A 19,778-nucleotide genomic window follows, 5' to 3' on the forward strand; every position below is an offset into this window, starting at 1 on the left:
GAACGAAGAAGGGGCGCCCGCCGTTCATCACGGTGGAATCACACCCCGTTCCGAAAGGAAGCGTTCCGACCATGAAGGACGCCACCGTCCGCCGCCTGCAGGCACTCGAGGAGGAGTACACCTTCGCGGTGAATGCGGCCGTCGGCGAGAACCGCGACGATCTCGTGGAGCAGCTCGCCAGCGAGTACCCCGACGCAGCGCTCGAGGTGCTGCGCAGCGACGCGGCCTGAGCTACCCCCGTCCGAAGACGTTCCCGGTAGGGATCTTCGGACGGCCGAGCTCGGCCGCGCCGCCGCGGGTCGCTGCCGCGTACACCTCTGCGGTGTCGGCGGCGATCCGGCCCCACTGGAACGCGCTCCCCAGACGCTTCCGCGCTGCGCGGGCCCTCCGGGCGGCTGCCGCCCGGTCGGCGAGCACCGCTCCCACCGCGTCGGCCAGCCCACGAACGTCCCCCGGCGTGAACGACAGGCCGGTCTCCCCGTCGACCACCACCTCGCCGAGACCACCGGCCGTCGAGGCCACGAGCGGCGCGCCCGCCGCGGCAGCCTCCAGCGCGACGATCCCGAACGGCTCGTAGCGGCTCGGCAGCACCACGGCGTCGACCGCGCGGAGCATGGCGGCGAGATCGGCATCGGGCAGGTGCCCTGTGAAGGTGACGCTGCGCCCCACCCGGTGGTTCTCGACGGCGGCCACGAGCTGGTCCTGTGCGGTGCCGGTGCCGGCCACCAGCAGCCGCGTGCCCCGGTGGGCACGGCGGATCCGCGGCAACGCCGCGATCAGGTCGTGCACGCCCTTCTCGTACTCGAGACGGCCGAAGTACAGCAGCACCGGCGCATCGCCGGGCGCGTAGCGCTCCCGCACGGCACGCACCCGGGCGGCGTTCGCCCGCCAGCGTCGCGGTGCGATGCCGTTGTGCAGCACCACGATCCGGCCGGGGTCCACCTCGAACAGCTCGGCCACCTCGGCGCGCATCGCGGCGGAGCAGGTGATCAGGGTGTCGGCGCGCCGCGCGAGCCACCACTCGGCGGAGTGCACCTGCCGGGACAGCGGCGAGGAGAGCCAGCCCGCGTAGCGGCCTGCCTCGGTGGCGTGGATCGTCGCGACGAGCGGGACCTCGAGCACGTCCGCGAGCGCGATCGCCGGGTGCGCGACGAGCCAGTCGTGCGCGTGCACCACATCGGGACGCCAGTGCGGGATCAGCCGGGTCAGGGCGGCCCGCAGCATCCCGTGTCCCATCGCGAGCGTCCAGGCCACGAGGTCGCGGTCGAACTCCAGGTGCGGCGGGTCCTCGGCCACCCGCAGGACGCGCACGCCCTCGCACACCTCGTCACAGGTCGGGTGCGTCTCGGCGTCGCTGCCCGCGGGCTGCCGGGACAGCACGACGACCTCGTGCCCCGCCGCCGCCAGCTCGATGGCCAGTGCGTGCACGTGCCGGCCCAGCCCGCCGACCACTACGGGCGGGTACTCCCACGACACCATCAGCACACGCACGGGGCGAACCTACCGCTCGGTAGCGGCCGTCGACGTGCCCGTGCCCGAACGCCGTACCCGCCGTGCCGAAACGCAGGACTCGCCTGCGCCCGGCCCGAGAACCCCGCGAGTCCGACGTCTCGGCACGGCGAGTCCGACATCTCGACGCGGCGAGTCCGACATCTCGGTACGGCGAGTCGGGCGAGTCGACGAGGGCGGGTGCGCCCGTCGGGCGGGTCCTGGAGCTCATGGAGCGATCAGCAGGCGGGCGTCGAGGTGGCCGAACACGGCGTCGTCGCCACCCCAGCTCGCGATGCGGCGTTCGGCCGCGCGGCGCCGGCCGGCGCCCAGCAGGCCCGCGAGCTCCTCGACGCGCGCGGCGTGCCCCGACGCCCGTTCCCGCGCGTAACCGGCCGCCGAGTCCTTGCTGACCATGAACGCCCAGTCGCTCGACAGCGCGAGCAGGGCCTCGGTGGCCAGCGCGTCGCGGACCGGGTCGCGCGCGATCCCCGGGACCGCCGCGCCGAGCAGCGCCTTCTGCACCCGCTCCTGCCGCGCCACCAGGTCGGCCACCTGCGGGCCCGCCCACACCCGCCAGTCCTTGCCCGACCCCCACGACGACGGCGGCAGCACCACCGGCTCGCCGACCAGCCCGGCCTCGGCGGCTCCGTGCAGCGTCGTGACCCGCACCCCGGCCTCGGGCAGGGCGCGCAGCACCGCCTCCAGCCATGCCGGGCCCTCGTGCCACCAGTGCCCGAACAGCTCGGTGTCGAACGCCGCGACCGTGAGCCCCGGCCGCCCGAGGCGCTCGCGCACCGCGACGAGCCGCTCCCGGACCACGCGCACGAAGTCGGCCGCGTCGCGGGCCACGGCCGCGGCGGCGCGCGCGGGCTCGTAGGGCCGCTTGGCCTCCGGCGGCACCTGCCGACCCGTCACCCGCGCCGGCTTGAGCCCCGACGGGTGGTCGTAGGTGTGGAAGTCGCGGTAGTCCCGGTCACCGGGGTAGCCCGACCGCGGTGACCAGACCCGGTAGGTGACCTCGAGATCCCGGCCGAACACCAGCACGCCCGAGTCGCCGACGGGCCGGGCGAGCGCGGTGTCGCCGCGCAGCGCCGGACCGTCCACGAGGAACCGGCGGACCCCCGCGGCCGCGTACCCGACCTCCATGCCGGGCGCGTAGCCGCACTCGGGCGCCCAGATCCCGGCCGGTCGGGCACCGAGCCGGACGGCCGTGTCGGTGAGCCCGGTCTCCAACGCGAACGCGCGGACCTCGGGCTGCAGCAGCGGGCCGAACGGGTGCGTCGCCGGGCCGCCGAGCAGCTCGAGCGCATCGGAGCCGGCCAGTGTGCGCAGGAACGGGGACGCGCCGTGGCGCCAGTCGCGCTCGAACACCTCCAAGGCGGCCGTCGCCGCCCGGTGCTCCCGCGCGGCGAGCTCGGGCAGCCGGGCCGCGGCGCCGTGCGCCCGCAGCAGCCAGCCGCCGAGCCAGCCGTGCACACCGCGCAGGCAGTGCGGGTCGTCGAGCTGAGCGGCGAGCACCGGCGTGACGCCGAGCGTGAGCAGCTCCCGCCTGCCCTCGGCGGCCAGCCGCCGCACCACGTCGAGGACCGGCAGGTAGGTGTGCGCCCACGACTGGTGGAGCCACTCCTCGCCGACGGGCCAGCGTCCGTGGTGCGCGAGCCACGGCAGGTGGCTGTGCAGCACCAGGCAGAACGTCCCGACGGGCTCCGTCATCGGGGGGACGCTACGGCCGCGCCGGGGGCCGGGACGCGAAGGCCACCAGATCCAGGCTCGCGTCCACCCCGGCCGCCTGCAGCACGAAGTCGGCCACCGTCACCGACTCGACGTCGGCCTTGAGCGCGTCCGGCCAGCTCCGGCCGCCGAGCACCACGGCCACCTGTGCGTCGACGAGCGAGCCGCTGTGGCGGGCGTCGAGGGCGCGCAGCCGCGGCCCGTGGTGCAGGCCCTGGACCTCGACGTCGGCGAACCCCGCGTCCCGGACGAGGCCTGCGAGCTCCGCCGCGGACAGCTCGCGGGTGTGGAACGGGTTGAGCGGGGTGTCGCGACCCGGGGAGAACGTGAGGCGATTGGGCGTCGACAGCATCAGCGTCCCGCCGGGGCGCAGCACCCGGAAGCACTCGCGCAGGAACCGCTCCTGCTCCCACAGGTGCTCGATCACCTGCAGCGACACCACGACGTCGCAGCCTGCGTCCCGCACCGGCAGCGCGACGAGGTTGGCCCGTGCGACGCCGGCCCGGGGGTAGCGGCGGGCGACGTGCGCGGCCGTCACCGGGTCGAGGTCGAGCGCCAGCACGCCGGCGGCGACCTCGGCGAGCATCGCGGCGCCGTAACCCTCACCGCAGCCCGCCTCCAGCACCATGGCCCCGGCGCACCGGTCCCGCAGCGCGACGTAGACGGCTTCGTGGCGGCGGAACCAGTAGTTCTCCTCCGGGATGCCCGGAACGGTGCGTTCGCCGGTCAGGGGGAGTGGCGGGTCGGGGGTCACGTCCGCACCGTCTCAGGCCGCGCGCGGGGCGTACATGATCACGGCGACGCCGATGAGGCAGATCACCGCGCCGATGATGTCGTACCGGTCGGGCCGGAACCCGTCGAGCAGGACACCCCACAACAGCGAGCCGGCCACGAAGACGCCCCCGTAGGCGGCGAGGATCCGCCCGAAGTGCGGGTCCGGCTGCAGGGTCGCGACGAACCCGTACGCGCCGAGCGCGAGCACGCCGGCCCCGATCCACAGCAGGCCCCGGTGTTCCCGCACCCCCTGCCAGACCAGCCAGGCTCCGCCGATCTCGGCGAGCGCGGCCAGGACGAACAGGGCGACGGAGCGTGCGACGGTCACAGCCGCACAACCTAAGGCCCCTTGCCGGAACGGCATGGCATGTTGCCGTCGGATGCGGAACGGCGGCACCGTGCGTTCATGGATCACGACACCGCGACGCGCGCGGAGCAGTACTGGGAGGAGCGCTACGGCGCGGAGGGCAGGGTCTGGAGCGGGCGGCCGAACACGCTCCTCGTCCGGGAGGTCGAACAACTCCCGCCGGGCACGGCGCTCGACCTCGGGTGCGGGGAGGGTGGGGACGCGATCTGGCTGGCGACCAAGGGCTGGCAGGTCACCGCCGTCGACGTCTCCGCCACGGCGCTGCGCCGCGGGGCGGAGCACGCGCGGGACGCCGGAGTCGGGGCGGGGATCCACTGGGAGCGGCACGACCTGTCCCGCTCGTTCCCGGACGGTTCCTTCGACCTCGTCTCGGCGCAGTTCCTCCACTCGCCGGTCGCGGCCGACGGCGAGCGCGAGGAGATCCTGCGCCGGGCCGCGGCAGCGGTGGCCTCGGGCGGTGTCCTGCTCGTCGCCGGGCACGCGGGATGGCCGTCGTGGCAGGAGGCCCCGCCCTTCGAGCACCACTTCCCGACGACCTCCGAGGTGCTCGACGCGCTCGACCTCGAGCCCGGGCGGTGGGCCGTGGAGCTCGAGGAGGTCGTCCGGCGCGACTTCCCCGACCCGGACGGCCGTCCCGGCTACCGGGAGGACAACGTCCTGCGCGTCCGGAGGCTCGCGTAGCGGCTCAGCCGGGAGCCGGGGGGCGGGGCGCGCCGCGGACGGACAGGACGCCGCCGACGTCGTGCATGAGCCAGGCGAGGAGCGTGCCGTCCTCGAGCGTCAGCGGCACCCGCGGTCCCTGCCAGCTCAGCAACGCGGTGGGCCGGCTCCGGAGCGCGTCCCGCAGCAGCGCGGCGAGCTCCGGGGTGGCCCGCACGGCGACGCCGTCGTGGCGGACCTCCTCGCCGATGGGGACCCCGTCCGCCGCGTCCGCGCCGGTGCGCAGGACGTAGCCGCAGCCTTGGCGGTCGTCGTAACCCGTGACGATCATCTGCGCCACCCGGGAACGGTTCGGGGCGGCCGGCGGGCGGCGTGGACGACCACGCCCACCACAGTGCCACCGATTCCGTGCCGGGCGTTGGCGCGGCGGGTTCGCCCGTGACGGGCCGGTACGAGCATGGGCCGCTCCGCGGGTCGGGGTGGCCGGACAGTACCCGCGGATCGGCCCTGGGAGGTACCCGGTGCGGCAGGTTCGCCCGTAGGCGTTCCCGTCCGCCCCCGGACGGATCAGCCCCGACGGATCAGCGCACGCGGATCAGCGCCCGCGCAGGCGAGTGAGGAAGCCGCGGGCGCGATCGCGGTTGCGCGGGTCGGCCGCCATCCGCCGGCCCTGGTCGGTGAGGCGCTTGCCCTGCGGAGTCGCGAGGAACGCGCGGAGTCGGTGTAGAAGTGCCATCGGTCCGGGTTACCCACGGTCCGGCCCGCCAACACCCCGCACGGGTGAGGAGTCTCACCCGCGGGACGTTTGCCGCCCCGCTACCGGCTGGTAACAATTGCCCGAACCGGGCGTCCGACGCGCCGAACCGGTCCAGGAGTGGCATGTTTAGTGGCACTTTTCGGCGCAGGACGCCGAGCGTCCGACAGACCCACCGCGGCAGGTCCGCACCGGCAGGAGGTCGAAGAGGTCCGATGAACATCGTCGTGCTGGTCAAGCAGGTGCCCGATACGTATTCGGAGCGGAAACTCCGGTCCGACGGCACGTTGGACCGCGACGCCACCGACGCGGTTCTCGACGAGATCAACGAGCGGGCGGTCGAGGCGGCGCTGCAGCTGAAGGAGGCCAACGACGGCTCCGAGGTCACGGTGTTGACCATGGGTCCGGACCGGGCAACGGACGCGATCCGCAAGGCCCTGTCGATGGGTGCCGACAAGGCCGTGCACCTGTCGGACGAGGCACTGGCGGGCTCGTGCGCGGTGCAGACGGCGCGGGCGCTGGCGAAGGCGATCGGCACCGTCGAGGGCGTCGATCTGGTGGTCGCGGGCAACGAGGCATCGGACGGGAGATCCGCCGCGGTGCCGGCGATGGTGGCCGACGTGCTCGGCCTGCCGGTGCTGACCCACGCCCGCGAGGTCACGGTGGAGGGCTCGTCGGTCACGGTGAAGCGGGAGACCGACGACGGCATCACGACCCTGACCGCGGAGCTGCCGGCCGTGGTGAGCGTGGGCGAGAAGATCAACGAGCCGCGGTACCCCTCGTTCAAGGGGATCATGGCGGCGAAGAAGAAGCCGGTCACCACGCTGTCGCTCGCCGATGCCGGGATCGACGCGTCGGAGGTCGGCCTGGCCAACGCCCTGACGTCCGTGACGTCGTCGCAGCCCAAGCCGCCCAAGAGCGCGGGCGAGAAGGTCGTCGACGAGGGCGACGGCGGCCAGAAGATCGCCGCGTACCTGGTCGGGCAGAAGCTCATCTGAGAGAGGGAGACGGACAGTCATGGCTGAGGTGCTGGTCCTCGTCGACCACCTCGAGGGTGAGATCAAGAAGAGCACGTTCGAGCTGCTGACCGCGGCGCGGGCGCTGGGCGAGCCGTCGGCGGTGGTGGTCGGTCCGGCCGGCACGGCCGGGAAGCTGGCCGACGGGCTCAAGGAGTACGGCGCGGCGAAGATCTACGTCGCCGAGACCGACTCGAGCGAGTTCCTCTCGCCCGAGGTGGCGGTGTTGTCGTCGCTGGTGGAGTCGAAGGACCCGGCGGCGGTGCTGATCGCGGTGTCGGCCGACGGCAAGGAGATCGCGGGCCGGGTGGCGGTGCGCACGAACTCCGGGCTGCTGGGCGACGTCGTGGCCGTCTCCCCGGAGGGCGCCACGCACTCGGTGTTCGGTGGCGCCTACATCGCGGAGGCGAAGGCGAACGGTGCCCACCCGGTGATCACGTTGCGGCCGGGTTCGGTGGAGGCCGAGCCGGCGCCGGGCGCGGGCGCCGAGGAAGCGGTGGAGGTGCCGGCGAGCGCGGGGCGTTCGGCCACGGTGGTGAGCCGGGAACCGATCACCGGTGGCGACCGGCCGGAGCTCACCGAGGCGTCGGTGGTGGTCTCCGGTGGTCGCGGTGTCGGCTCGGCCGACGACTTCGCGGTGGTCGAGGCGCTCGCCGACTCCCTCGGGGCGGCGGTGGGCGCGTCCCGGGCGGCGGTGGACTCGGGCTACTACCCGCACCAGTTCCAGGTCGGGCAGACCGGCAAGACCGTCTCGCCGCAGCTGTACATCGCGCTCGGCATCTCCGGGGCGATCCAGCACCGGGCGGGCATGCAGACCTCGAAGACGATCATCGCGGTCAACAAGGACCCCGAGGCCCCGATCTTCGAGATCGCCGACTTCGGCGTGGTGGGTGACCTGTTCAAGGTGGCCCCCCAGCTGAAGGAGGAGATCGCCAAGCGCAAGGGCTGAGCGCAGCACGACCGACGTGCCCCGGGCGGTGTTCGCCCGGGGCACGCGCGCTTCCGGGGAAGTCGCGCTGTTCACCGTCCTGCCATCCCCGCTTCCGTGCGGGCCGGTCCGGGTGTTGCCTGCGGCCCGTACCAAGACCCCCGTGACCTCGACGCAGGTGCTCGCCCGTACGCCGCAGTCGGATACCTCCACCCGCTACTCCCTGCTGCTCTCCACCGAGCCGGACGAGGTGCGCGCCGCCCAGCGGCTGCGGTACCGCGTCTTCGCCGAGGAGCTCGGGGCATCACTGCACACCCCGGAACCCGGGCTCGACGTCGACCGCTTCGACGCGTTCTGCGACCACCTGCTGGTGCGTGACGAGAGCAGCGGCGAGATCGTCGGGAACTACCGGATGCTGCCGCCCGCAGCGGCCGCGCGGGCCGGTGGCCTGTACTCCGAGGGCGAGTTCGTGCTGGACGAGCTCGCGCCGCTGCGCTCGTCGCTCGTGGAGACCGGGCGCTCGTGCGTGCACCCGGACCACCGCAACGGCGCTGTCGTCGGCCTCGTCTGGGCCGGCATCGCGCGGTACATGCTCCTCACCGGGAACCGCTGGCTCGCCGGTTGCGCGAGCGTGCCCCTGGCTGACGGCGGGGCGGCCGCGTCCACGGTCTGGGATCGCGCGCTGGCCAGACACCTGTCGCCGGAGGCCTACCGGGTCCGGCCGCTCCGGCCGTGGCGGCCCCCGGTGCTGCGCCGGCCCCGCCGGGTCGCGATCCCGCCGCTGCTGCAGGGGTACCTGCGGCTGGGCGCCTGGGTCTGCGGGCCGCCCGCCCTCGACCCCGACTTCGACTGCGCCGACTTCTTCGTGCTCCTCGGCCTCGACCACCTGGACGAGCGCTACGCCCGCTTCTTCTTCGGCGAGCCCTGATGCTCCACCCCGCGGCCCCTGCGTCCGGCTGGCTGCCGGTGTCGCCGTGCGGGGCCGGCTGCCACCCCCCGTCCGGCCGTGCGCAGGTGCCGCTGGTGTTCTCGCGGCTCTGCTGTCTGGCTGCCCTCCTGGTGACCACGCTCGTCGGCGTCGCGCTGCTGCCGGGCCGTGCGCGGGCCCGGTGGCTCTGCGCGTGCTACCGGGCCGTGCTGAGGTGCTGCGGCGTGCGGCTGCGGGTGGCGGGGGAGCTCGGCGACGGCGGTGAGCTGCTCGCCGTCAACCACGTCTCGTGGATCGAGGTGCTCGCGGTCGGGACGCTGCGCCCGGTGCGCATGGTCGCGAAGCGGGAGATGGGCGAGTGGCCCGTGATCGGGCGGGTCGCGCGGCGCAGCGGCGCGCTGTTCGTCGACCGGGCCGGGCTGCGCGGGCTGCGGGCCACGGTCGCGGCCACGGCCGACGCGCTGCGGGACGGTGCCGACGTCGCCGTGTTCCCCGAGGGCACCACCTGGTGCGGGGCCGCGGCGGGGCCGTTCCGGCGGGCCGTGTTCCAGGCCGCGATCGACGCGGCGGCGCCGGTGCGGCCGATCGCGGTCGTCCTGCGGCTGCCCGGCGGCGAGCGGGCGACGGCCGCGGCGTTCATCGGCGAGCAGACGCTCTGGGACTCGCTGCTGCGGGTGCTGCGCCTGCCCGCCGTCGACTGCGAGCTCACGATCCTGCCCGCGGTCCCGCCCTCCGCCGACCGTCGCGAGCTGGCCCGGCAGGCAGGCGATGCGATCGCCGCGGTGACCGGGGTACGGCACCCGGCGGCCCGCCGCGCGCGGGCGCAGATGGCGGCATAGCCCGGCGCGTCCGGGAACGGGGAGCGTGCGCAAAGACGCCACGTGCCACGGGTGCCGCATCGCGGGCGACTATCCTTGGCCCCGATCGATTCGACCCGGGGAGGTGGCCGCCACGAGCGCGACCTACCTCGACCACGCCGCCACCACGCCGATGCTTCCCGAGGCCGTCGCGGCGATGACGGAGGCGCTCACCCGCACCGGAAACGCGTCCTCGCTGCACACCTCCGGCCGCCGCGCGCGCCGGGACGTCGAGGAGGCGCGGGAGCGCATCGCCGCCGCCGTGGGTGCCCGGCCGTCCGAGGTGGTGCTCACCACCGGCGGCACGGAGAGCGACAACCTCGCCGTCAAGGGCCTGTACTGGGCGCGCCGGGACGCCGACCCGCGACGCACGCGCGTGCTGGTCTCGGCCATCGAGCACCACGCCGTGCTCGACGCCGCGCAGTGGCTCGGCGCGCACGAGCGGGCCGAGGTCGAGCTGCTGGAGGTCGACGACGTCGGCCGCGTGCGCCCGGAGACGCTGCGCGCCGCCCTCGCGAAGGATCCGGAGCGGGTCGCCCTGATCTCGGTGATGTGGGCGAACAACGAGGTCGGCACGGTCAACCCGATCCGCGAGCTCGCGGCGATCGCCCACGAGTTCGGCGTGCCGATGCACACCGATGCGGTCCAGGCCGTCGGGGTGCTCCCGGTCGACTTCGCGGCGTCGGGTGTCGACGCGCTGTCGCTCACCGGCCACAAGCTCGGTGGCCCCATCGGCGCAGGCGCGCTGCTCCTGGGCCGTGAGGTGGTGCTCACCCCGCTGCTGCACGGCGGCGGGCAGGAGCGCGACGTGCGGTCCGGCACCCTCGACACCCCCGCCGTGGTGGGACTGGCCACCGCCGTGGAGCTCGCCGTCGCCGACGCGCCCCGGCGGGCCCCCGCGCTCGCCGCGCTGCGCGACGAGCTCGTCGCCAGGATCACCGCCGTGGCGCCGGAGGCCACGGTGAACGGTGATCCGGGCACCGGTGTCGTCGAGGGCGGGCCGTCGCGGCTGCCCGGCAACGCGCACCTGTCGTTTCCCGGGTGCGAGGGCGACAGCCTGCTCATGCTCCTCGACGCCCATGGCATCGAGTGCTCCACCGGCTCGGCGTGCACGGCCGGGGTGGCACAGCCCAGCCACGTGCTGCTCGCGATGGGTGCCGACGAGGCCACCGCCCGCGGCTCGCTGCGGTTCTCCCTCGGCCACACGTCCACCGCCGCCGACGTCGACGCGGTGGCCGCCGTGATCGGCCCGGTCGTCGAGCGCGCCAGGCGCGCGGGGAAGGCAGTGGCGAGATGAGGGTCCTCGCCGCGATGAGCGGCGGTGTCGACTCGGCGGTGGCCGCCGCCCGCGCCGTCGACGCCGGGCACGACGTGGTGGGCGTGCACCTCGCGCTCTCCGAGACCCCGGACGCCCTGCGCAGCGGCTCCCGCGGCTGCTGCTCCCGGGAGGACGCGGCCGACGCCCGCAGGGCCGCCGACGTGCTGGGCATCCCGTTCTACGTCTGGGACTTCGCCGCCCGTTTCCGCGAGGACGTGGTGGACGACTTCGTCGCCGCGTACGCGGCGGGCCAGACCCCCAACCCGTGCCTGCGGTGCAACGAGAAGATCAAGTTCGCGGCGCTGCTGGACAAGGCGCTCGCACTGGGCTTCGACGCGGTCTGCACCGGCCACTACGCCCGACTCGTGGCGGGCGAGCTGCGCCGGGCCGTCGACGCGGACAAGGACCAGTCGTACGTGCTCGCCGTGCTCACCCGGCACCAGCTGGCGCACGCGATGTTCCCGATCGGCGACACCCCGAAGCCGGCCGTGCGCGCGGAGGCCGCCGCCCGCGGCCTGCGGGTGGCCGACAAGCCCGACAGCCACGACATCTGCTTCATCCCCTCCGGCGACACGCGCACGTTCCTCGGCTCCCGGCTCGGTGTCCGGCCGGGCCCGATCGTCGACGCCGCCACCGGGGCCGAGCTGGCCCGCCACGACGGCGTGCACGGCTTCACGGTCGGGCAGCGCAAGGGCCTCGGCATCGACGCGCCCGCCACCGACGGCCGCCCCCGGTACGTGCTGGGCATCGAGCCCGCCACCGGCACCGTCACCGTCGGCCCGGCCACCGCGCTCGACGTCCGCGCGATCGAGGGTGCGCGCCCGGTCTGGAGCGCGGGCGTGGCACCCGCGGCCCGGTTCGACTGCGTCGCGCAGGTCCGCGCGCACGGCGGCGTGGCCGCAGCCGTCGCCGAGCCGACGGCCGGCGGCCTGCGCGTCGAGCTCCGGGAGCCGCTGCGCGGCGTCGCCCCCGGCCAGGCCGTCGCGCTGTACCGCCCCGACCCGGCAGGCGACGTCGTCCTGGGCAGCGCCACGATCACCGCGACCGCCTAGCCGGAGGCGCCGAGACGCCGCACTCGCCGTGACGAGACGCGAGACTCGCCGAGGCGAAACGTCGGACTCGCGGGACAGCAGCGCGCAGATTTAGGCGAGTCCGACGAATCAGCACGGCGAGTCCCGCGAATCAGCACGGCGAGTCCGGCGAACGAGCGCGGTAGAGCGCGCGTCGTTGCCGACCCGTGGAATGGGGCGCGGGTGGCGGTGGTAGACACCGGCCGTGAGTACCGATCCGCTCGAGGCCGCCCTCGCCGCCGCCGGCCTGGCCGGCACCAGGCCCGGGGAGACGGTGGGTGGCGGCGCGTTCGTCGTGCCCGAGCCCGCCGAGGAAGGGGATCCGGCCGGCCCGCCCGCGCGCTGGGCGGACGGCGCGGCGACCGGTGTGGGCTCGCTTCCCGGCACCGACCCCCGGGAAGCCGCCGCCACCGTGGTGGGCGAGCTGCCGCTGCTGCCGCACCTCCCCGAGCTGCCGGCCCGCGGGGTCGGGGCGGACATGATCGGCCGGACGGCGGGGCTGCTCGTCGACATCGCGGTCGAGGTCGTGCCCAGCGGCTACCGCGTGGCGGCACGGCCGGGCCGGGATCACCGCCGGGCCGTCGACCTGCTCCGCGGCGACCTCGACGCGTTCGACGAGGCCTGCGACCCGGTGCGGCCGGAGTGGGTGAAGGTGCAGGCCGCCGGGCCGTGGACGCTGGCCGCCGCCGTGGAGCTGCACAGCGGTCACCGCGTGCTGACGGACGCGGGCGCGGTCCGGGAGTTCGCGGCGAGCCTCCTGGAAGGGCTTCGCGCGCACGTCGCGGAGGTGGCCACCCGCACCGGTGCCCACGTCCTCGTCCAGCTCGACGAGCCGATGCTGCCCGCGGTGCTGGCGGGTGCGCTGCCCACCGCGTCCGGCTACGGCACGGTGCGGGCGGTCGGGCGCACGGAGGCCCAGGACGCCCTGCGGGACCTCGTCTCGGCGCTGGGGGCGCCGGTGGTCGTGCACTGTTGCGCGGACCGGCCGCCCGTCCGGCTGCTCGCCGGGATCGGCGCGGTGGGTGTCGGGATCGACGCCACGCTGCCGGTGTTCCGCGGGGAGACGGCGGTGCCGGCGGCGCTCGACGCGCTCGGCGAGACTTGGGACGCCGGTACCCCGCTGCTGCTCGGCCTCGTGCCTGCGCGCGAACCGGCGTCGCGGCCGCAGCTGCGCGACGTCGCGCGCCCCGTTTTCGAGCTCGCCGACCGGCTCGGGTTCGACCGGTCCCGCCTCGGAGCGCTCGCCGTTCCGACGCCCACCTGCGGGCTGGCCGGGTCGACTCCGGAGTGGGCGCGGCGGGCGATGGCGTTGGTCCGCGATCTCGGGCAGGCGTTCGTCGACCCGCCCGAGGACTGGTGAGCGATTCTGGCACGGTGGTCGGGGTGAGTCCGCAGAGCAAGGGACGGAAGCGCAAGACGTCGGGGGCGCGCCGCCGGAACGAGCCGCAGGGACCCGATGCGGTGATCGCCCAGATCTGCCGCACCGCCGTCCGCGACGTGGAGTCCGCATCCGACGCGCTGGAGGCCGAGCTGCACGCGTCGGGGCTGCTCGGCGTGTGGTGGGGCAAGTACCTGATCGACGCCGATCCGGAGGTCGTGTTCGGTGAGCCCCTGATCGCGTACGCGGGCCGCAACCGGCGTTCGGGCGCGGTCGGCCTGCTGCGGCTGATCGCGGTGCTCGGGACCGATCGGCAGCGGGAGCAGGCCGCCGCGGCCGCCGACGCGCTCGTCGAGAGCGGGGTTCGCGAGCCGGGGTGGGTGCGGGAGCTCGGCACCGAGCAGGTCACCGAGGCGTGGAGGTACGGCGACGTCTTCGGCGACCAGACGGGAGTGCTGCTCGTCGTCGAGCGCGCCGGCGCCCGGCACGGGGTGGTCGCGCTGGTCGACCACACCCTCGACGGCATCGTGAAGGACGTGTTCGTCACCGACGAGCCGGACGCGGTGCTCGCGGACATCCGGGAGATCGACGACGCCGTCACCCACGTCCGCGGCATCACGCCGGAAGAAGCAGGTGCCGTCCTGGTCCCGGCGTTCGCGATGACCGATCGCCTGGCGGGCGCCGATCTCGAACCGCCGGTGGACGAGGAGTTCGGGCCGTCGCGGGCGCTGGCCGTGGCCCGGGTGCGGCTGCTGCCGGCCCCTGCACCGGCGCCTGCTCCCGCCCCCCTCGACGCCACCGCCCGGACCGCGGTCGTGGACGAGTTCCTCGGCTCCGAGGAGGCTCATGACCTCCAGCCCGCGGCCCGCGGCTGCGCGGAACTCCTCGTCGAGTTCGGGTCCGCGGTCGATCCGGCCCGGCCGCTGCGCGTCGGGCCCGGCCTCGTCGACCGGTTCCTCGACGAGACCCTCAACGACGGCCCGGAGATCTCGGACGACGAGTTCGAGGCGCTGCCCGCCACCGTGCGTGCGTGGGCGAGCTGGGCGGGGCGGCGGGCCGAGCTGCCCGAGGCGGCGATGGCCGTGCTGCTGGACGAGGTGGACGACATGGTCTGCTCGATCGGTCGTCCGAGCGATCCGGAGGCCGTCCCGTCCGACGTCGCCGACGCCTACCTCGCAGGCCTCGACCTGGACGACGTGCAGCCGGAGGACCTGCCCGACGTGCTCGAACGCCGGATGTTCGCGGTGCCCGCCGTCGGCACCCGGATCGGGGACGAGGAGTTCCCGTTCCTCGACCCGAGCGACCCGGACGACCGCGGCATGCTCATCGAGGGGGAGCATCCGGAGTACCACGAGGCGCTCGCCGAGCCGGAGTCCGACACGGTGGACGGGGTGAGCCCGCGCCTGCACATCACGGTGCACGAGATCGTCGCCAACCAGCTGTGGGACGACGACCCGCCCGAGGTCTGGCGGTCGGCGAAGCGGCTGTCGGCCACCGGCATGGACCGCCACGACGTGCTGCACGCGATCGGGGAGGTGCTGGTGGAGCACCTGCACGGCGCACTCACCGGGAGCGGGCCGTCAGATCCCGCCCGCTACGTGGAGCAGATCGACATCCTGGGCCGCACGGGGAAGGCCCGGGTCGTGCCCCTGCGCCGGAAACGGTGAGCGCCGGACGCCCCGTGCGGCCGCGTGCCGTCCGAGCGTCCGCCGTACACCTGGCGACGATGCCCGCTCCGGTCACGAACATCGGCTACGCGTTGCCTTCCTGTTCAGGACCCATGGCGCCGACCTCCAGCGGGCCGCGCCGTCGATAGGTGCTGATCACCACCCCCGTGCCGGTGGCACTGGTCTCCACCAGCTCCAGCGTGGCCGGCGCCGTCCCCTCCGCGAACAGCCGCTTGCCGGGCCCGACCAGCACGGGGAACACCACCAGGACGAACTCGTCGACCAGGTCGTGCCGCAGCAGTGTCTGGACGAGGGTGCCGCTGCCGGAGACGTGGATCTCGCCGCCGGGCTGCTCCCGGAGTTCGGCAACCTCCTTGGCGACATCGCCGGAGAGGATGGTGGTGTTGGCCCACTCGGCGGTCGTCAGCGTGCGGGACACGACGTACTTGGGGATGCGGTTGAGCTTGGCGGCGATCGGGTCCTCGTCCCCGACCAGCGGCCAGCTGGCCGCGAAGCCCTCGTAGGTCTTGCGGCCCAGCAGCAGCGCGTCGGCCCGGTCGGTCAGCGCGACCATGCGTTGTCCGAGCTCGTCGTCGAACAGGGGCACGGTCCAGCCGCCGTGGGCGAAACCGCCCTCCTGATCCTCGTTCGGCGCGCCGGGCGCCTGCACCACGCCGTCCAGAGTCATGAACGAGCCGACTACGAGCTTTCGCACGATGCCCCCTGTAGTTCCGTGTCTGCGAGATCGGAACGCTAGAGGCGCACCTGCGCCTACGTCTTGTAAAGGAGCGACAACGGCTCGCCGCCGCCTCCATCCCTCAGCGAGGTCGCGGTACGCCCGATGTAGCGGCTCAGGGAGTGGGCGAGGTGAGGCTGGTCGAAGTACCCCAGCCGGTTGACCACCTCGGCAGTCGGCAGGCCCTGCCGCAACAGCACCGCGGCCTGTCGGGCGCGATCGATCTGCCGGACGGCGCCGCGAGTGAGGCCGGTGGCCGCCACGAACCGCCGCTGGACCGTGCGTGCCGACGCATCCGGCTCCGCCCCACGAACCACGTCTGCCACGAGAGGATCCCGGACCACGACCCCCTCACGCACGAGTCGCCGTACGAACGTCTCCGCGTTGTCGTAGTCGGGGAGATGCCATGCCGACCCGGCCAACCACACCGACGTGCCCGTCGCGTCGGGGATGTCCGCGTGCCCGTCGACCAGCCGGCCGACCGGGAGGTGCGGCATCGTCGTGCCGACCGCGAAGTCGATCCCGAAGAACGTGGCATCCTCGGGCACCGGCGCATGGCTCGCCTTCGACCCCGGGCCCTGCACCGCACCGTACGTCCGGCCGGACTGCTTCCAGAAGACCAGACTCCAACGCGGCGTCGCGACCGCCGTCATCCGGGCGACGTCGTCGCTGCGGCTGCGCCACACGCGCTCGACGTACGGCGACGCCGACGGCCGGTGCTCGATCTCCAGCGTCATGCGGGACATCCCTCTCGGCTCTCGTCGCGGTCGTGGACGCTACCGTTTCCGCACCGGCGGCCGGGCGCCACCCGTCGGGGCCGTGCTCGCCGACTCCGCATGTCGGTCCCCGTCGCTAATCTCTGCTCGTGAGCACTGACACTGACGTGCGCGAACGGCACGCGCGGCTGGCCGCGGAGGTGGCCGACCACCAGTTCCGCTACTACGTGCTCGACGCGCCCGCCATCTCCGACGGGCAGTTCGACGCGTTGTGGCGCGAGCTGGTCGAGCTGGAGAGCACGCACCCCGAGCTGGTCACGCCCGAGTCGCCCACGCAGAAGGTGGTCGGCAGGTTCGCCACCGAGTTCACGGCGCACGACCACCTCGAGCGGATGCTCAGCCTCGACAACACCTTCACCGAGGACGAGCTGCGTGCGTGGGCGGAGCGGATCACGCGCGACGTCGGCGAGGGCAAGCTCCACTACCTGTGCGAGCTGAAGATCGACGGGCTCGCCGTCAACCTGCTCTACGAGAACGGCAAGCTCACCCGCGCGCTCACCCGAGGCGACGGCCGCACCGGTGAGGACATCACGCTCAACATGCGCACCCTCGACGAGGTGCCCGACACCCTCACCGGCACCGACGAGTTCCCGGTGCCCGCGCTGGTGGAGGTGCGCGGTGAGGTCTACTTCCGGCTGGAGGACTTCCAGGCCCTCAACGCCTCCCTCGTCGAGGCGGGCAAGCCGCCGTTCGCCAACCCGCGCAACACCGCAGCGGGGTCGCTGCGCCAGAAGGACCCCAAGGTCACCGCGTCGCGCAAGCTGCGGCTGATCTGCCACGGCTTCGGCAAGCGCAACGGGTTCACCCTCGAGCGCCAGTCCCAGGGCTACGACGCGCTGCGGGCGTGGGGCCTGCCGGTGTCCGAGCGCAGCGTCGTGCTCACCGGCATCGACGAGGTGCTCGCCCACGTCGAGTACTGGGGCGAGCACCGCCACGACATCGAGCACGAGATCGACGGCGTCGTCGTCAAGGTCGACGAGGTCGCGCTGCAGCGGCGACTCGGCTCCACGTCCAGGGCGCCGCGCTGGGCGATCGCGTACAAGTACCCGCCGGAGGAGGCCACGACCAAGCTGCTCGACATCCAGGTCAACGTCGGGCGCACCGGCCGGGTCACCCCGTTCGCGCAGATGGAGCCGGTCGTCGTCGCCGGGTCCACGGTCGCGCTGGCCACCCTGCACAACGCGCAGGAGGTCAAGCGCAAGGGCGTGCTCATCGGCGACCGCGTGGTCATCCGCAAGGCGGGCGACGTCATCCCGGAGGTGCTGGGTCCGGTCGTCGACCTGCGCGACGGCACCGAGCGCGAGTTCGTGATGCCCACCCACTGCCCGGAGTGCGGCACCGAGCTGGCCCAGCAGAAGGCGGGCGACGTCGACCTGCGCTGCCCGAACCACCGGTCCTGCCCGGCGCAGCTGCGGGAGCGGCTGTTCCACATGGCGGGGCGCGGCGCGTTCGACATCGAGGGCCTCGGGTACGAGGCGGCGGTCGCACTGCTGAAGTCGGGGGTGGTGCAGGACGAGGGCGACGTCTTCGGGCTCACGGAGGCCGACCTGCGCGACGTCGAGCTCTTCCGCAAGAAGGACGGCGAGCTGTCGGCCAACGGCCACCGCCTCCTCGCCAACCTGGGGGTGGCCAAGGACCGGCCGCTGTGGCGGGTGCTCGTGGGTCTGTCCATCCGGCACGTCGGGCCGACGGCCGCGCAGGCGCTCGCGCGCGAGTTCCGGTCGATGGACGCGATCGAGGCCGCGGCGGATGAGGCCGCCCGGGCCACCGCGGAGGCCGGGCTCGTGATCACCTCCGACGGCACGGCGGAGGACCCGGGCGACGACACGCCCGGCAGCACCGCGACTCCGGCCGCCACCGGCGCCGAGGCCGTCGCTGCCGTCACCGACGGCGAGCCCACCGCGGAGGAGCGGGCCGCCGTCGAGGAACGCGCGGCGCGCGACGCCGCTCGCGCTCAGGGCAAGGCGCTCGCCGCGGCGCTGGCCCCGATCGCGAGTGTGGAGGGCGTCGGGCCCACGATCGCGGCGGCGCTGCGCGACTGGTTCTCGGTCGACTGGCACCGGGAGGTCGTTCGCAAGTGGCGCGCCGCCGGGGTCCGGATGGTCGACGAGGTCGACGCGTCGGTGCCGCGCACCCTCGAGGGGATGTCCATCGTGATCACCGGCTCGATGGACGGCTTCTCCCGCGACGAGGCCAAGGAGGCCATCGCGGCGCGCGGTGGCCGGGCGGCGGGTTCTGTGTCGAAGAAGACCGCGTTCGTCGTCGCGGGCGAGTCGCCGGGTTCGAAGTACGACAAGGCGCTCGAGCTGGGCGTTCCGATCCTCGACGAGGCGGGCTTCCGCGTTCTGCTGGAGCGGGGCCCCGACGCCGCGAGGGGGGTGGCCACGGTCGAGTCCTGACCGGCATGATCATCTCCAGCGGGAGCACGTACGATCCGGTCGTCCGACGGCTAGGATTCCCGGGAATGGGGGTGCCAGCGTGCTGCAGGCGGTGCTGAACGGGTCGTGGCCGGCCGACGCGCACCCCCTGCTCCCGGTCACCGCGCGCCACCTCGCCCGTGACGCCCGCGCCGTCGCCGAGCTCAACATCACCTCGGTGCACGTGCACCCTCGCGACCCATCGGGAATCGAGACGCTCGACCCGGTGTTCGTCGGCGACACGGTCGCGGCCATCCGCGCGCAGGTGCCCTCGATGGAGATCGGCGTCACCACCGGCCGCTGGATCGAGCGCGACCCCCGCAAGCGGATCGAGGCCGTGCTCGCCTGGGGGCACCTCGGCGTCGGCAAGCCCGACGTGTGCTCGGTCAACGTGCACGAGAAGGGCTGGGTCGACGTCTGCGCCGCGGCCCGCTCGGTGGGCATCGGCATCGAGCTCGGGGTGTGGACCAGCGGCGACGCCGTCACGTTGCGCACCAACGGTGTGCCGCCCGGCACCACCCGGGTGCTCGCCGAGTCCACCGTCACCGACCCCAGCACCGCGGTGGCGGAGGGCCTCCGGGTCCTCCGCGCACTCGGCTCGATGCCGGTGCCGATCCTGCTGCACGGCGAGGACACGGGTGCGTGGCCGGTGCTGGAGCAGGCGATGATGCTGGGCATCGACACTCGGATCGGGTTCGAGGACGTGCTCGTCACCCCGAACGGGTATCTCGCCGCGGGCAACGACCATCTGGTCTCGGAGGCGCTCGGCATCCGCCGCAAGCTCCGGAGCAGCGGCTACCGCGTCTGAGCGCCCCACACCGGGCCTGGGCACTCGTTTTGGCTTTCGCCACAGAACTGCCCGGGTAGCCGTGGCCGGAGCCGTGGCATTGTGTGCGATGCGCGCAATAGC

The 19,778-nt window shown here is 74.1% G+C and carries 20 protein-coding genes; 12 read left to right on the top strand and 8 right to left on the bottom strand.

Translation table 11 applies throughout. The features are described 5' to 3' along the window. Positions 1-71: 71 nt before the first annotated feature. Positions 72-230, top strand: coding sequence for a hypothetical protein (locus FHX44_RS42260; RefSeq protein ID WP_170309001.1), 159 nt, complete (start codon positions 72-74; stop codon positions 228-230). A 1-nt stretch (position 231) separates the two neighbouring features. On the opposite strand, the gene FHX44_RS23770 is transcribed toward FHX44_RS42260, so the two are convergent. From FHX44_RS23770 to FHX44_RS23785, 4 genes are all read right to left on the bottom strand, one after another. Next, a complete protein-coding gene (locus FHX44_RS23770) occupies positions 232-1,491 on the bottom strand; it encodes a glycosyltransferase family 4 protein (protein ID WP_147257813.1) in 1,260 nt (419 codons plus the stop codon). A 225-nt stretch (positions 1,492-1,716) separates the two neighbouring features. Next, the gene (locus FHX44_RS23775) at positions 1,717-3,204 is read right to left on the bottom strand and encodes a 1,4-alpha-glucan branching protein domain-containing protein (RefSeq protein ID WP_147257814.1); all 1,488 of its coding nucleotides are present in this window, start codon (positions 3,202-3,204) and stop codon (positions 1,717-1,719) included. Positions 3,205-3,214: 10 nt separating this feature from the next. After that, entirely contained in the window at positions 3,215-3,976 is a 762-nt protein-coding gene (locus tag FHX44_RS23780; protein WP_147257815.1) for a class I SAM-dependent methyltransferase, read from the bottom strand. 12 nt (positions 3,977-3,988) lie between these two features. Next, complete coding sequence (locus FHX44_RS23785; RefSeq protein WP_147257816.1) at positions 3,989-4,324, bottom strand: YnfA family protein; 336 nt, start codon at positions 4,322-4,324, stop codon at positions 3,989-3,991. 78 nt (positions 4,325-4,402) lie between these two features. On the opposite strand from FHX44_RS23785, the gene FHX44_RS23790 reads away from it, so the two are divergent. Then, positions 4,403-5,044, top strand: a complete 642-nt coding sequence (locus FHX44_RS23790) for a class I SAM-dependent methyltransferase (RefSeq protein WP_212612618.1) — start codon at positions 4,403-4,405, stop codon at positions 5,042-5,044. Positions 5,045-5,048: 4 nt separating this feature from the next. Here FHX44_RS23790 and FHX44_RS23795 read toward each other — a convergent pair whose 3' ends face one another. Both FHX44_RS23795 and FHX44_RS42265 read right to left on the bottom strand, forming a co-directional pair. Further along, complete coding sequence (locus FHX44_RS23795) at positions 5,049-5,354, bottom strand: hypothetical protein (RefSeq protein WP_147261417.1); 306 nt, start codon at positions 5,352-5,354, stop codon at positions 5,049-5,051. A 264-nt stretch (positions 5,355-5,618) separates the two neighbouring features. Beyond that, a complete protein-coding gene (locus FHX44_RS42265; protein ID WP_170309002.1) occupies positions 5,619-5,759 on the bottom strand; it encodes a hypothetical protein in 141 nt (46 codons plus the stop codon). Between the two features lie 233 nt (positions 5,760-5,992). Between FHX44_RS42265 and FHX44_RS23800 the strand changes: the two genes are divergently transcribed. The 8 genes from FHX44_RS23800 (at position 5,993) to FHX44_RS23835 (ending at position 14,939) form a co-directional block, all read left to right on the top strand. Beyond that, positions 5,993-6,775 (top strand): electron transfer flavoprotein subunit beta/FixA family protein, encoded by a 783-nt coding sequence (locus tag FHX44_RS23800; RefSeq protein WP_147257818.1) that lies wholly within the window; start codon positions 5,993-5,995, stop codon positions 6,773-6,775. Positions 6,776-6,794: 19 nt separating this feature from the next. Further along, positions 6,795-7,742 (top strand): electron transfer flavoprotein subunit alpha/FixB family protein, encoded by a 948-nt coding sequence (locus FHX44_RS23805; protein ID WP_147257819.1) that lies wholly within the window; start codon positions 6,795-6,797, stop codon positions 7,740-7,742. A gap of 142 nt (positions 7,743-7,884) precedes the next feature. After that, entirely contained in the window at positions 7,885-8,649 is a 765-nt protein-coding gene (locus FHX44_RS23810) for a GNAT family N-acetyltransferase (protein WP_147257820.1), read from the top strand. Beyond that, a complete protein-coding gene (locus FHX44_RS23815) occupies positions 8,649-9,488 on the top strand; it encodes a lysophospholipid acyltransferase family protein (RefSeq protein ID WP_246170552.1) in 840 nt (279 codons plus the stop codon). The genes FHX44_RS23810 and FHX44_RS23815 overlap by 1 nt, the downstream gene beginning before the upstream one ends. 151 nt (positions 9,489-9,639) lie before the next feature. Continuing rightward, a complete protein-coding gene (locus FHX44_RS23820) occupies positions 9,640-10,803 on the top strand; it encodes a cysteine desulfurase family protein (protein WP_147261419.1) in 1,164 nt (387 codons plus the stop codon). Beyond that, positions 10,800-11,876: a tRNA 2-thiouridine(34) synthase MnmA gene (mnmA, locus tag FHX44_RS23825; RefSeq protein ID WP_147257821.1), complete on the top strand. Its 1,077-nt coding sequence runs from the start codon at positions 10,800-10,802 to the stop codon at positions 11,874-11,876. The genes FHX44_RS23820 and mnmA overlap by 4 nt, the downstream gene beginning before the upstream one ends. A 313-nt stretch (positions 11,877-12,189) precedes the next feature. Next, the gene (locus FHX44_RS23830) at positions 12,190-13,254 is read left to right on the top strand and encodes a uroporphyrinogen decarboxylase/cobalamine-independent methonine synthase family protein (RefSeq protein WP_246170994.1); all 1,065 of its coding nucleotides are present in this window, start codon (positions 12,190-12,192) and stop codon (positions 13,252-13,254) included. Between the two features lie 23 nt (positions 13,255-13,277). Further along, on the top strand, positions 13,278-14,939 hold the full coding sequence (locus tag FHX44_RS23835; RefSeq protein ID WP_147257823.1) for a DUF1841 family protein: 1,662 nt from the start codon (positions 13,278-13,280) through the stop codon (positions 14,937-14,939). An 85-nt stretch (positions 14,940-15,024) separates the two neighbouring features. Here the strand turns inward: FHX44_RS23835 and FHX44_RS23840 are convergent, their stop codons facing one another. Continuing rightward, complete coding sequence (locus FHX44_RS23840; RefSeq protein ID WP_147257824.1) at positions 15,025-15,654, bottom strand: dihydrofolate reductase family protein; 630 nt, start codon at positions 15,652-15,654, stop codon at positions 15,025-15,027. 56 nt (positions 15,655-15,710) lie between these two features. Beyond that, positions 15,711-16,412 carry a helix-turn-helix domain-containing protein gene (locus FHX44_RS23845; RefSeq protein WP_147257825.1) on the bottom strand — a complete coding sequence of 234 codons (702 nt, stop codon included), beginning with the start codon at positions 16,410-16,412 and terminating at the stop codon, positions 15,711-15,713. Between the two features lie 128 nt (positions 16,413-16,540). Here FHX44_RS23845 and ligA point away from each other — a divergent pair, with 128 nt between their 5' ends. Together ligA and FHX44_RS23855 are read left to right on the top strand one after the other, a co-directional pair. Next, positions 16,541-18,850 (top strand): NAD-dependent DNA ligase LigA, encoded by a 2,310-nt coding sequence (gene ligA, locus FHX44_RS23850; RefSeq protein ID WP_246170553.1) that lies wholly within the window; start codon positions 16,541-16,543, stop codon positions 18,848-18,850. Positions 18,851-18,929: 79 nt separating this feature from the next. After that, positions 18,930-19,676: a 3-keto-5-aminohexanoate cleavage protein gene (locus FHX44_RS23855; protein ID WP_147257827.1), complete on the top strand. Its 747-nt coding sequence runs from the start codon at positions 18,930-18,932 to the stop codon at positions 19,674-19,676. Positions 19,677-19,778: the final 102 nt, after the last annotated feature.

This window comes from Pseudonocardia hierapolitana (assembly GCF_007994075.1).
GTDB classification, from domain to species: domain Bacteria; phylum Actinomycetota; class Actinomycetes; order Mycobacteriales; family Pseudonocardiaceae; genus Pseudonocardia; species Pseudonocardia hierapolitana.